Source organism: Congregibacter brevis (assembly GCF_045689245.1).
In the GTDB taxonomy this organism is placed as follows: Bacteria; Pseudomonadota; Gammaproteobacteria; order Pseudomonadales; family Halieaceae; genus Congregibacter; species Congregibacter brevis.
The window spans coordinates 480,927-494,048 of record NZ_CP136865.1; the positions used below are offsets into that span (position 1 = coordinate 480,927).

The following is a 13,122-nucleotide window of genomic DNA, read 5'->3' on the forward strand; positions in this document are numbered from 1 at the left end:
AAAGAACAGCTGCAGCATAACGATCAAAGTCAGCGACGACCACAGCTTGCGACCAGCAGCCGCTATCGGTAGTGTCAGCGCCCCGGCAAAACAGAGTGCGCAACTGTGTCCAAACACATCGAACTGATCCTGCCTATCGACATAGACAGCGTTAAGGGCTTTCTTTCCCATGCCGAAGGAGAGGCCTTGTTCCGCTGCGCAAGTACCTTAGCGCAAGGCGCCGTAGCGGTAGAGATAGGAAGCTACTGTGGCAAATCGTCGGTTTATCTGGGGCTTGGCTGCAAGGCTACGGGTAGCACACTGTTTGCGGTAGACCATCATCGGGGCTCCGAAGAGCATCAACCCGGAGAGATGTTCCATGATCCGCAATTGGTCGACGATACCGGTGCTTTTAGCACCCTCGCGAGCTTTCGTAAGACCATTCGTGCGGCTGATCTCGATGACAGCGTCATACCCGTTTTGAGCAGCTCTGCCCAATTTGCCCGGGCATGGCAGGGCGAGCTGGGGTTGGTGTTTATCGATGGCGGCCACAGTCTCGATGCAGCATTACTTGATTATCGAAGCTGGGCAGGCTCTATCGCTCAAAAAGGGCTACTGGCGATCCACGACGTGTACCCGGGGTCAGAGGCGGGAGGCCAGGCTCCCATTACGGTCTATCGCCTGGCTATGGCTTCGGGATTGTTTAAGGAAATAATGTCGGTAGACAGCCTGAGGGTTTTAGAGCGGCTTTAGAGGTCTAGGTCTAGGTCTAGGTCGCGCGCCGGGATAAAGGTGTAGCGGCGGAGTCGAGAAGCTCAACACAGGTAAAAATGTTCGCCGCTGCTGTGTGCTGAGTCAGTGCGTCGGCAGCGAGCAGTACAGCGCCCGCCGTCCAGGTTGGCCGCTCATCGGGCCACAGCAGATCTTCTGCAAACTGATAACCCGTCCAGTAATCGCCGGTGTCGCTGCGCCACTGGTGCAGCCAGCTGTAGAGCTCAACGGCGCGAGCATGTTCTCCTGCAGCGAGGAGGGCCATCACGAGCTCGCAGGACTCTGCGACGGTCACCCAGGGCTCCTCGACTACGCAACGACAACCCATACCGTCTTCCACAAACTCATCCCACCGCGCAGCGAGACGCTCCTTTGCTGCAGCGCCTCTAATTACACCGGTCAGCACGGGATAAAACCAATCCATAGAATAGCGGGACTTACTCTCCCACGTGCGATCGAAACGCTGGGGGCGATTACGCAAGGCATCACCGAGGGCGCTTCGACTTTGGAGGAACTCGGGTCGCTCTTCACCCAGAGTGACCGCTATGTTGTGGGCGCACTCAAGGCTTTTGTAAATCGAGCTACATCCGGTGATCAATGCATCAGAACGCGGCGTGCCATCTTCGTCCACAGCCCAGTCTATGTCGCCGTGTTCTGACTGCAAGGACATCACGAAGCTCATGGCTTTATTAACCACCGGCCAAAGCTCTGACAGAAAATCGCGATTTTCGCTGATCAGGTAGTGATGCCAAACACCGGTCGCGACATAGGCGACAAAGTTTGTCTCTCGCCGCTCGCGATTATCAGGTACACCGTTTCTGTAGGCTGCCCACCAACTACCGTCACTCAACTGCTGCTCTGCCAGCCAACGGTAGGCACGCTCTGCTGCGTTCCACTCTCCGCCAATAGACAGGCCCATGGCCGCTTCCACGTGATCCCAGGGATCAGCATAGTTGCCAGGTGACCAGGGGATTTCCCCGTTCGATAGCTGAGCATCGCGGATCGATGCGATGGTCGGCGCGAGAAAGTCCCGGGGGAATAGTCCGGTAGTGAAGTAGGGGCCGCTCACTCGCTGCCCTTGCGAAAATACATGACGACGCTTTTACCAAGAACGGGGTTGAGCGTGCGCTCAAGCACACGCGTAAATGCTGGTTGGCTCATCATATCCCAGACCAGCAAACGATGATATTGGCGCACCAGCCAGTTGCTTTCCCGCGACTTCCAGAACAAACACTGCAACCACCAGTAAATGCTGTGCAACGCATGGGCCCCATGTTCGTAATAAACGTTGAAACCTTGTTTTTCAATCTCGGTGCAGAGATCAGCCTTATCAAAAATACGTAAATGACCGCCTAACACTTGATGATAATCGCGAGAAAGGCTCCAGCAGATGCGTTCGCACCATGCCCGGGGAACGCTCGCACAAAACCGGCCGCCGGGCTTCAGCACCCGAGAAATCTCAGCCAATGCGCTACGATAGTCCGGGATATGCTCCAACACTTCGCTACAGATAACAGCGTCGAAACTCTCATCTGCAAAAGGCAGTTTCAGAGCGTCTCCGGCTAGAAGCAGAAACAGCGCGGAATCTTCTGAAGCAGAATCACGGAATTCCGCCATGCGCTCCCGAGCAGTCGCCAAGTCCTTGAGAGATAGATCTACGCCCACGGCATCTACACCATCAAGGGCGCAGGCGGCAATCACATGTCTGCCTTCACCGCAGCCCAGGTCCAGAACGCGCTGCCCTGGGTGCATAGGGAAATAATTCCGATCAAGCGTTTGCATCGGCAATCACCTCTCGGTAGTAGCGCACCATCTCTTCACCACACACAGTCCAGCTAAAGGTATCGAGGATGCGCTCTCGCCCCGCCGCAGCCAAACGCTCCCGCTCCGCTTCGTTATCCAGAAGCTGAGTTATTGCCTTCACCAAGGCTTGGTCATCGGCATTGGGCACGATCACACCGGCGTCAGAGACAATCTCTGGAAGGGCGCCACCATCGGTCGACACTACGGGTACCCCACAAGCCATGGCCTCTCCGGCGGGTAAACCAAAGCCCTCGTAAATCGAAGGTATGACCGCCAAGGTGGCTTCGGCATAATGGCGCACCATCTCTCCAGTGCTAATACCGGAGATAAACCGTACGCGATCACGAATCCGCAGTCGATCCAGTAACTGTTCTGTTTTTCCACCCGGCTGCGGCCGGCCCACGACCAGTAATTCCAGATCGGGATAACGCTCAAGGAGAGCTGCATAGGCTTTCAGCAAGTAACGCAGTCCCTTCAGCGGTGCATCTGCCGAAGCAGTGGCCATGAGACGATTGCTACGGCGCTGTATTTCCGCGTGAGGGCGAAACACCGCCGTATCGATACCGTTGTAGACCAGATCTATCTGATCGGCGGGCAATCCGAAATCCGTAGCAATGTCCTGACGCGACTGCTCTGACACCGTGATCACGTGGCGCAAACGGCGCACCACCTTTCCCTGCATGGTCAGAAAAGAGTGCCAACGGCGCACCAGCAGTCGCTCGTGCCAGCTTCTGGCTGCACGAAGCGCAATTCGCAAATCGTGGGTTATTGGGTGATGGACCGTGGTAACCAGCGGAAAGCCCTCTTTCTGGAGCTTAAGCACCCCGTAACTCAGGCTTTGATTGTCATGGATCAGATCGTAATGACGACCCTCTTTATGCAGATACTTTCGTACCCGGCGACCGAAGGTGTAAGGCTCCGCAAACCCACCCGTTAACTTACTCAGCCACTCAATCATATCGCTCAGCGACAGCAAGTGGCGTGGCCGAAGAGAACCCAAGCCGTGGGTGAACAAATCCAGACTGGGGATATGAATCAATCGCACGCGGGGGTCGAGTTCCGGGTAGGGCGGCCCTGAAATGACATCCACCTCATGGCCTGCCTCAACCAGAGCCTTGCTCAGGTAATGCAGGTAAATACCTTGGCCCCCTCCATGGGGCTGGCTGCGATAGCCAAGCAGGGCAATGTGCAAAGGTCCCGACATGGAACTCCGAGTGGGATGATGTTTAAAGGGCAGCCGCGCATTGTATACACCGCAGGTCATGGTACAAGCTGTGATTCAAGTCCCAGCCCTGGGTAAAAGCTGACTCGGAGCACCGGCCGTGACACGACAGGGCCCAAGGTGCGGCGATATACTGCAGGCCTATGATCAAGCCATGGATGTAAGCTTATGAGTGACACGGCGTACAAGGGCATCATTCTTGCCGGCGGTTCTGGCACGCGACTTCACCCCCTTACCAGCACGGTGAGCAAGCAGCTCATGCCGGTTTATGACAAGCCAATGATCTACTACCCCCTTGCTACTCTCATGGAAGCGGGTATCCGCGATGTACTGATAATCACCACGCCTCGGGATCAAAAGGCTTTTGCCGATCTTCTTGGAGGCGGTGAGCAGTGGGGAATCAACATCACCTATGCCGTACAGCCCAGTCCAGATGGCCTCGCGCAGGCTTTTATCCTTGGTGAGGACTTCGTCGGTGACAGCCCGGTCAGTCTGGTCCTTGGCGACAACATTTTTTACGGCGATGGCTTTTCCAAAAGCCTGCGACACGCCGCCGAGCGCAAAAGTGGCGCGTCAGTGTTTGCCTACTATGTAAACGATCCCGAACGTTACGGCGTTGTGGATTTTGACAGTGATGGAGTGGCCAGCAATATCGAAGAAAAGCCCGCCAATCCTCGCTCTCACTATGCAGTCACCGGCCTATACTTTTACGATAATGACGTCGTAGATATCGCTAAGAATATAAAGCCTTCCCCTCGGGGCGAGCTCGAAATCACTGATGTGAACCTCGCTTATCTCAAGCGCGGAGATCTCCATGTCGAGGTTATGAGTCGGGGTACCGCGTGGTTGGACACGGGAACCCATAACTCTCTCTTGGATGCCGCCAATTTTATTCGGGTTGTAGAAGAGCGCCAGGGGCTAAAGATCGCCTGCCCCGAAGAAGTGGCTTACCGCATGGGTTACATCGACGCTAATGGTCTTCAGGAGCTCGCAGCGCCTCTGATCAAGAGCGGCTACGGTGAATATCTAATGGGCCTGCTTCGCGAAGAGGGGGCAGTTCGCAATGCAATTTGAAGCGACCAGTCTTCCCGGGGTGTACCTGCTAACGCCTACCGTGTATGGCGACGAGCGCGGGTTCTTTATGGAAAGCTGGAACGCAGAAGCCTTTCGGGACGCTGGATTCGATCTGAACTTTGTTCAGGACAACCACAGCCGCTCTGCGCAGGGCATTCTGCGGGGGCTGCATTACCAGACCAATCATACGCAGGGAAAACTTGTGCGCGTCACCGCCGGCAGTGTGTATGACGTTGCCGTGGATCTGCGAAGAGATTCACCGACTCTGGGGCAGTGGTATGGCGTCACTCTTGATGCCACAAGCCAACAAATGCTTTGGGTACCTCCAGGCTTTGCCCACGGTTTCTACGTAACTTCTGAGTACGCCGACTTCCAATACAAGTGCACGGACAAATACGACCCGAGCAACGAAGTCAGCATAGCCTGGGATGATCCAACCCTTGGGATCGATTGGCCACTGGTGGGCGGTAAACCCCCGTCACTCTCAGCCAAAGATCAAACAGGCTTGGCGTTTGCGGACGCACCTCGGCTTCCCTAGCAGGCGAAAATCTGCGGCACACCGATGACGGAGCATCACAGGACACTTAGTGGTGTATGAGCCGAAACACGAGCGTGCCTTCAAGAACTTCGTTAGTGCGCAACATCTGTGGGGCTGGGATCTCAGGCAAAGAATCTACGGCCATTGCCCCGGTTAAATGACTCACCGGCTCTAAACACAACAGCGGTTTGTTTTTGGGTCTGAACACATGCAGTGCCGTAAACACGGGATCTGAAGACAGCAGGAGACTCCGGTCCCACCACTCCATCCGCAGGCTGTTTTGCCAACCATCAAAATCACTATCAATACCTGGCTTGGGCAAACTCCCCGTAATTAGGTCAGTGCATTCCGTCGCACCAACCCTATACGCAACCGGCAAACATCGTTCGTCAGCAGCTAAGAAAGCGTTCGTCGTGGCCTTAACACCAAGCAAGCCGTCAGTGGGAAAGGCGGGATGTAATCCAAAACCAGCGGGCATTAAACCGGCACCAAGGTGTTGGAGCTTCATGTGGATCTGCAGTTCTTGGGGCGCAAGCATAAAGCTAAGCGAAGCGCGGTATCGCCACGGCCATGGGTCATCACTACCGTCATAGCTGAGTTCAACGGAGTTCACTTCCTGGCGGCCCACAGACCAGGGCGCCTGCCAGGCATAGCCGTGAATGGGGTGAACAGACACATGAGGACGATTGGCTGGCAAAACTTCAGAAGAAGACTTCAGCCTTCCGTCAGCGATGCGGTTGGCAAACGGTACGAGAGGAAAGCACGGTGGCGTGCTTATGGTCGATGCGAGAGCGCTGTCGACAAGCCAGTCGCGCCACTGTCCTGCATGCAGCGACTGAAGGGACAGAAGCGCCGCGCCGTTTTCCGGAGCAATCTCAATCCGCACATCCCCATGCTCCAAGCACAGAGCGACACCGAGGCCGTCAGATTTTAGATATTCCTTTATTTAGCTAAGCCTGAACTAAGGGCCGCCACCAGGCTTCGTTTGCTAGATACCAATCAATGGTGCGTTCAATACCCGTTTCGAAGGTCTCTGCAGGCGCATAACCCAGCTCGCTCATAATCCGGCTCGCATCAATAGCGTAGCGCCAATCGTGTCCCGCACGATCGGTGACAAATCGAATGAGACTGTCGGCAGACTCACCACGGCTTTGGGGAGCATCGGGATAGTTCTCTCGCAAGCTTGGGTCTGCAGCAAACCTTGCGTCCAGGCGCTCGCACAAGAGATTCACAATCGCCAGATTGTTCCATTCGTTGTTGCCGCCAATGTTGTAGCACTCACCCACCTCGCCTTTACCCAAGACCAGCTCAATGCCGCGGCAGTGATCCTCAACATAAAGCCAATCTCGGATATTAGTGCCATCACCGTATACCGGTAGCTCTTGTCCCCGCAGAATATTGGTCAAGCAAAGAGGGACCAGCTTCTCGGGAAAATGGAAAGGTCCATAGTTATTCGAGCAATTACTCGTACTGACCTGCAAACCATAGGTATGGAGATAGGCCCGTACAAGATGGTCTGAAGCCGCTTTACTCGCAGAATAAGGCGAATTGGGCTGGTACTGCTGGGCTTCAAAAAAGCCCGGGGCGTCCGGTGCAAGAGAGCCATAAACTTCGTCCGTGGACACATGATGAAAACGATGAGGTTTTCCGTCTCCATCTAACCAGACTGTCCGGGCTGCCTTTAAAAGACTGTGGGTTCCAATAATGTTGGTCTCGATGAATGCATCGGGACCGCTAATGGAGCGATCGACGTGACTCTCCGCAGCAAAGTGCACGACGGTATCTACTGCCTCATCGCGCATCAACTGAGTTACTCGATCTTCATCGCAGATATCCGCGTGAACAAAGCTGAAGTTGTCATTGGCTTCTATGCTCGCAAGATTAGCTCTGTTACCTGCGTAGGTGAGTGCATCGTAGGCAATGACACGATCATCTGGGTGTGCACCCAACCAATAGTGAACGAAATTGGAACCGATAAATCCCGCCGCTCCCGTCACCAACAGAGTGTTAGCCATGGTCCGCCTCCCTTAATCGTAAAAGTGCAGCACGGAGTTGGCTGCGCCAGTGAGTCGGTGGTATGTCAAAATCCTGCCAACTCCGTGTTTTGTCCAACACACTATAAGCCGGACGAGCGGCTGGCGTTGGGTAGTCCACAGTGCGAATAGGATTTACGCCTGCAATCTTCTGCAGTAAGCCAAGCGCGAAAGCCTCTTCACCGATTGCCAATGCAAAGTCATACCAGCTACAAACACCCGCATCACTCCAATGATAGATCCCGTTTAGCTCAGGACGCCCTGCGGCAGCCCACAGTGCATTGGCTAAAGAGTAGGCGTCCGTTGGGGTTCCTACCTGATCTGACACGACACTGATTTCATCAAGCGAATCATGCAGTCGCAGCATGGTCCGCATAAAGTTCTGGCCATCATGGGAATACACCCAACCGGTTCGCAAGACCAACGCATCGGCGCGGGAATTCAACACAGCTCTCTCGCCAGCCTGCTTGCTCTCGCCATACACCCCCAGTGGCGCTGTAGTGGCATCTGTCGGATAAGGAGAGCTATTCAGACCATCAAATACAAAATCGGTGGAAACATGAAACAGACGGACACCTCGCTCAGCACAGGCTTCTGCCAGTACCAACGGGGCTTCGGCATTCGCTGCAAAAGCAGCGGCGGAGTCTTCTTCCGCGCGATCCACGGCCGTGTAGGCGGCCGCATTAATCAGGAGCTGGGGAGCTTCGGCATCCAATACGGAATCCACGGCAGCGCGATCGCAGATATCACAGTCGGCACGGGTGAGCGCACAAACCTTAATCGAGGAGGGTGCAGTGGCGCTAAGGGCAGAGCCAAGCTGGCCCGCCGCACCGGTTACTAAAACCTTGGTCAAAGGACCTTCACTCATCGTCTTCGCCAATGCTGCCAAATAGAGTCATGGCTTAAGCCGCGGCGATGTGGGCATCCATCCAATCACCCAGCTCTCCAAGCACTTGAGCTTGCTCCGGCTCGTTAAAGATCTCGTGGTACAAACCAGGATACAAACGCAGAGTCTTATCTTGGCTACCCACGCTATCAAAGAAGTTCCGAGATCCGCTGACGGCAGCCATAACATCGCCTTCTCCATGCATAACCAGAAGCGGAAGCGTCACGTCACCACGGCGTTTTTGGAGGTTCTCCATCGCGGAAAACAGTTCAACCAACAGGCGAGCCGTAATTTTGCCGCTATGTACCAAAGGATCCTCCTGGTAACGTCGCACAACCTCAGCATCCCGACTGACCTCACTGGCATCCAACTGCAAAGCGCCGAGCTTTGGCACGATCGACGCCAAAACCTTATTAAGAAAAATCGCAAAACCACTGGGAGGTTCAGGGACCTCAAATGCCGCACCGGAAAAAGCGGCGCCGGCAAACTGTGGCTGTCGGTCAATAAGGTAGTTTCCGGTAATCAGACCACCCATGCTGTGACCAATAATGAAGCAGGGGACTTCTGCGTAGTCAGCCGCTATCTTTTCACGCAGCGCGTCCAATGCGGGATAGAAATCTTCAAACTTGTTGATGAAGCAGCGGTGCCCTGGCGTTTTGCCGTGCCCCGGATGGTCGGGAGCGAAGCTGGCGATCTTACGCGCAGCCAACGCCTCAGCAACATGTTGATAACGACCGCTATGTTCCCCGAGACCATGAACAATGAGTGCGACGGCTCGAGGAGATTCCACATCCCATCGACGATAAAAGACACCTTTGGCGTCGCCGTCTTCCAAGCCTAGCTCCTGTACTGCAAGCTCTGTATGTTCGCTCATGGTTCTATCTCTTATTGGTGATGAGCCAGTGGCCCGTCGAAGGGCCGATCAGGCAACCGGGCTTAGCCACTCCGCGTTCTGGGGTCGATTCCCGCGAACCGCGTCAAAATACATAGACTGTAGCTGCTCGGTGATTGGTCCACGGCTGCCGCTCCCAATCTCCCGTCCATCTAGCATTCTGATAGGCACGACTTCTGCGGCTGTGCCGGTAAAGAACGCCTCATCCGCAACATACACTTCGTCGCGAGTGATCCGTCGCTCGACGATTTCCAGTCCCAGCTCTTTCGCAAAAGCAAAGATCGTTGCTCGGGTGATCCCATCCAAACAGGATGTAAGCTCGGGTGTATGGATCTTTCCTCGACGCACAATAAAGACGTTCTCGCCGCTGCCTTCGGCTACGTAACCTTCGTTGTCCAGTAGGAGCGCCTCTTCAGCACCCGAATCCAAAGCCTCGCGCAGAGCGAGCATGGAATTGATGTAGTTGCCGTTGGCCTTCGCTTTGCACATGGTGATGTTCACGTGGTGACGGGTATAAGAAGACGTCCGTACTTTGATACCCCGCGCCACGGCCTCAGGATCCATATAGGAGGGCCACTCCCACGCAGCTACCATCACATGAGTTTTGAGCCCATCGGCACGCAAACCCATACCCTCAGAGCCATAAAAGCACATGGGCCGCAAATAGGCTTCTTCAAGATCGTTAGCTCGCACCACAGCGCGCTGAGCCTCATTCAGGGTTTCCTTGTCGTAAGGCATATCCATCGTGAGAATCTTCGCCGAATTAAAGAGGCGGTCGGTGTGTTCATTCAGCTTAAAGATGCAGCTGCCACGATCCGGAGTCTTGTAAGCACGCACGCCTTCAAAAACGCCCAAACCGTAATGCAGTGTATGCGTCAGCACGTGCACCTTGGCCTCGCCCCAGGGAACCATCTCCCCGTCGAGCCAGATAGTGCCCTCGCGTTCCGCAAAATTCATGTTCTTCTCCTAAACTCTCTTTTGTCTATTCTTTATGTTTGCCTGCAGATCCGAGAATATCCTCATCGTCTGCCGGTTCCGTATCTATGCCTTCTTCTTTATCAGCAACTACATCCGCAAAAAGCGATTCCCAGGCAAGCTGTACTGCGCTTCGCTCCGTTGCAAACTGCGTTGCCGGCAAACTTCGCGATTGCTGCTGCAGCGCCAACTGATGCGTGGCACTGCGCAATTCGAGATAGGCCTGTACCAGAGCCTGACATTGTTCCTTCTGCAAATAGCCGCTAAGAGCTAGCGCTTCGAGGATTCGGACGTTGTCCGACCAATCAGCCAAGCTTGGTTCTTGTGACGCCCAGGCAAGAACAGCGTATTGCACCACAAATTCGATATCCACGATACCGCCGAAGCCCTGCTTGAGATCCAGTTCTGAGTCTTCCGCACCGACCCGGGCATGTTTGCGCATCTTCTCGCGCATGGTCACAACTTCCCGAGCTAGAGTACCGCGGTCGCGAGCTTCACAAAGAATTGTGCGGCGCAGGCTCTCCACTTTGTAAGCTAGCGCTTTGTCACCCGCTACGGGTCGCGCACGAACAAGGGCTTGATGCTCCCAGGTCCAGGCCTCATTTTGCTGGTACTGCTCAAATGCTGCCAAGGTAGATACCAGCATTCCCGACGCGCCCGAAGGACGAAGACGCATGTCAATCTCATATAGCTGACCAAGCCCCATGCGCGTTTCAAGAATATGGATCATCTTCTGGCCCAAGCGCATGTAAAAGGTCGCGTTGTCGATGGCTCGGTCGCCGTCGGTGTAGCCGCCACTGCTGGCATCGTAGATAAACACCAGGTCCAGGTCAGAGGCATAGCTCAATTCGATACCACCAAGCTTGCCGTAAGCCAGGACGACAAACCCACGTCCTGTACCGTCTCTTGCAGGTTCGCCGTAACGCATAGAAAGTTGCGCCCAGGCCAGAGCGAGGACCTGCTCAAGACATACCTCGGCAATAAAACTAAGCTTGTCACTCACCTTCATTAACGGGAGGCGCCCGGACAGCTCACTCGCCGCCACGCGGAGTACCTGCGACGCCTTAAAGTAACGAAGCGCATCCATGTGGCCTTCAAGATCGTCCACCGTCAACCGAGCCAGCTGTTGGCGCAGTTCGGACTGCAACACCTCGCGCTCCGGCGCCGTGTAAAGGCTGCCGCGATCCAGCAACTCATCCAACAGTGCCGGGCGCGTCGCCAGTTGCTCCGCTATCCAGGGGCTAGCTCCACAGAGGGTAGCGAGGTCGGCAAGCGCCGGCGGGTTTTCAATAAGTAGAAGCAGATACGCGCTGCGCCGTGCGACGGAACTCACCAAAGGAAGGGCACGCTCCAGCGCCAAATCCGGGTGCTCGCATTCAGCACAGGCTTCCAGCAGAAGCGGCATAAAACGATCAAGACGCTCCCGACCTTCTGCTTGCAGAGTCTGGGTAAGCCGAGACTCAAACAACCCGCGCAGGAGTTCCGCAAGACGCTCCGCGTCTTTGAATCCGAGGCCCGTTAACTGTTTAGGGTCGCAACTAGCGCTCCACAAACCTTCGCTCTCAGGGGCTGGGGAAGAATCTTCATCCTCAGCAATCAGGGCAGCAAAATGTCCGGCGACGTCGTGGCGGCGCCTCTGCAACTCGCCCAGAAAAACATCGTAGTCCGGGAATCCCATGCAATGAGCAAGAGCCGCTCGGGCCGTTGTATCTTCCGGGAGCTCTTGTGTCTGACGATCATCCCAAGCCTGTATGCCGTGCTCCACATCGCGAAGGAACAAGTAAGCAGTCTGCAGTTCCTTCGCTACCGGCTCGGGCAAGCAGCCCAGCTCCGCGCACTCAGCAAGTACAGGTGATAACTCCCGACGCTGCAGCGACGTATCACGCCCACCACGGATAAGCTGAAAACACTGGGCGATAAACTCTATTTCCCGAATACCACCGCTCCCAAGCTTTACGTTGCTCTGCAATCCCCGACGACGTACCTCAGCGACGATCAACTGCTTCATGGATCGAAGGCTTTCGATAGCGCTGTAGTCCACGTAGCGGCGATAAACAAAGGGCTGCAGGCACTCCATGAGCTCGCGCCTATGGATAATACTTCCCGTGACCGGTCGCGCCTTGATCAGCGCATAGCGCTCCCAGTCTCTCCCCTGCTCCTGATAGTAGGCCTCCAGGGCAGCAAAGCTCTGCACAAGCGATCCGCTCTCGCCATACGGTCTCAAACGCATATCAACCCGAAACACAAAACCCTCGGCTGTCACCGGGTCTAAAAGCGCGATCAGAGCGCGACCCACTCGGGTGAAGAACTCTTCATTGCTGATCGAGCGGCGCTCTCCGTCGGTACTTCCGCCCTCAGGATAGGTAAAGATTAGGTCGATGTCGGATGACAGGTTGAGCTCGTGGGCGCCAAGCTTGCCCATCGCAAGAACCACTAACTCCTGATACTCACCGCTCTGCCTTCCCCGTGGCTGGCCATGTTTGGCTTCAAGCTCCGCCGCGCAATGCTTAAGACCCAGCGATATACATGCATCGGCCAGCCAGGACACATCCCTCGTGGTTTCAAGAGTGGGGGCTAGTCGGTTGAGGTCCCGCCAGATAATGCGCAGCATTTGGCGCTGCCGAAAGCGTCTGAGCACGACAGCCGCGTCTTCATCGCTTCGAGCAAGAAGCTCAGCCAACTCGGACTCTAAGGCGCCTTCACGTAGTGGTGTTTCGAGATGCCCGGCAGTTGCCATTTGCACGAGTAGCCAAGGCCTCCGGCGCAGACTCTCCGCAACGTAGCGAGACCCGGCAAGAACTGTGTTCAACTGCTCGGCAAAACCCACCCGCTCCAGAAGTGACTCCAGCGCCCGGCGCTCGGCGGCCCCCGCGGCCCCAAGAATGTCCGCCCATGCCATCTCCACCGGAGCTCTTAGAATCTCCGGCAACTTCGCCAACTGATTCATAG

Annotated in this window: 12 protein-coding genes; 3 read left to right on the forward strand and 9 right to left on the reverse strand. The window is 55.4% G+C overall.

All coding sequences use genetic code 11. The features are described 5' to 3' along the window. Positions 1–105: 105 nt before the first annotated feature. Positions 106–732: a class I SAM-dependent methyltransferase gene (locus R0137_RS02085; protein ID WP_407328173.1), complete on the forward strand. Its 627-nt coding sequence runs from the start codon at positions 106–108 to the stop codon at positions 730–732. Between the two features lie 16 nt (positions 733–748). Here R0137_RS02085 and R0137_RS02090 read toward each other — a convergent pair whose 3' ends face one another. The 3 genes from R0137_RS02090 to R0137_RS02100 are packed head-to-tail and all read right to left on the reverse strand — an operon-like array spanning position 749 to position 3,757. Further along, positions 749–1,819 carry a prenyltransferase gene (locus R0137_RS02090; RefSeq protein ID WP_407328175.1) on the reverse strand — a complete coding sequence of 357 codons (1,071 nt, stop codon included), beginning with the start codon at positions 1,817–1,819 and terminating at the stop codon, positions 749–751. Next, positions 1,816–2,532 (reverse strand): class I SAM-dependent methyltransferase, encoded by a 717-nt coding sequence (locus R0137_RS02095; RefSeq protein ID WP_407328177.1) that lies wholly within the window; start codon positions 2,530–2,532, stop codon positions 1,816–1,818. The genes R0137_RS02090 and R0137_RS02095 overlap by 4 nt, the downstream gene beginning before the upstream one ends. Then, positions 2,519–3,757 carry a glycosyltransferase family 4 protein gene (locus R0137_RS02100; protein WP_407328178.1) on the reverse strand — a complete coding sequence of 413 codons (1,239 nt, stop codon included), beginning with the start codon at positions 3,755–3,757 and terminating at the stop codon, positions 2,519–2,521. The genes R0137_RS02095 and R0137_RS02100 overlap by 14 nt, the downstream gene beginning before the upstream one ends. A 186-nt stretch (positions 3,758–3,943) precedes the next feature. On the opposite strand from R0137_RS02100, the gene rfbA reads away from it, so the two are divergent. Together rfbA and rfbC are read left to right on the forward strand one after the other, a co-directional pair. After that, a complete protein-coding gene (rfbA, locus tag R0137_RS02105) occupies positions 3,944–4,849 on the forward strand; it encodes a glucose-1-phosphate thymidylyltransferase RfbA (protein WP_407328180.1) in 906 nt (301 codons plus the stop codon). Continuing rightward, complete coding sequence (gene rfbC, locus R0137_RS02110; RefSeq protein ID WP_407328182.1) at positions 4,839–5,387, forward strand: dTDP-4-dehydrorhamnose 3,5-epimerase; 549 nt, start codon at positions 4,839–4,841, stop codon at positions 5,385–5,387. The genes rfbA and rfbC overlap by 11 nt, the downstream gene beginning before the upstream one ends. Before the next feature lie 46 nt (positions 5,388–5,433). On the opposite strand, the gene R0137_RS02115 is transcribed toward rfbC, so the two are convergent. The 6 genes from R0137_RS02115 to glnE form a co-directional block, all read right to left on the reverse strand. Continuing rightward, the gene (locus R0137_RS02115; RefSeq protein ID WP_407328184.1) at positions 5,434–6,273 is read right to left on the reverse strand and encodes an aldose 1-epimerase; all 840 of its coding nucleotides are present in this window, start codon (positions 6,271–6,273) and stop codon (positions 5,434–5,436) included. Positions 6,274–6,337: 64 nt separating this feature from the next. Beyond that, positions 6,338–7,402, reverse strand: a complete 1,065-nt coding sequence (rfbB, locus tag R0137_RS02120) for a dTDP-glucose 4,6-dehydratase (RefSeq protein ID WP_407328185.1) — start codon at positions 7,400–7,402, stop codon at positions 6,338–6,340. Beyond that, positions 7,395–8,288: a dTDP-4-dehydrorhamnose reductase gene (rfbD, locus tag R0137_RS02125; protein ID WP_407328187.1), complete on the reverse strand. Its 894-nt coding sequence runs from the start codon at positions 8,286–8,288 to the stop codon at positions 7,395–7,397. The genes rfbB and rfbD overlap by 8 nt, the downstream gene beginning before the upstream one ends. Positions 8,289–8,322: 34 nt before the next feature. Further along, complete coding sequence (locus tag R0137_RS02130; RefSeq protein ID WP_407328188.1) at positions 8,323–9,180, reverse strand: alpha/beta hydrolase; 858 nt, start codon at positions 9,178–9,180, stop codon at positions 8,323–8,325. Positions 9,181–9,228: 48 nt separating this feature from the next. Next, positions 9,229–10,155: a branched-chain amino acid transaminase gene (locus R0137_RS02135; RefSeq protein ID WP_407328189.1), complete on the reverse strand. Its 927-nt coding sequence runs from the start codon at positions 10,153–10,155 to the stop codon at positions 9,229–9,231. A gap of 25 nt (positions 10,156–10,180) precedes the next feature. Continuing rightward, complete coding sequence (glnE, locus tag R0137_RS02140; protein WP_407328190.1) at positions 10,181–13,120, reverse strand: bifunctional [glutamate--ammonia ligase]-adenylyl-L-tyrosine phosphorylase/[glutamate--ammonia-ligase] adenylyltransferase; 2,940 nt, start codon at positions 13,118–13,120, stop codon at positions 10,181–10,183. Positions 13,121–13,122: the final 2 nt, after the last annotated feature.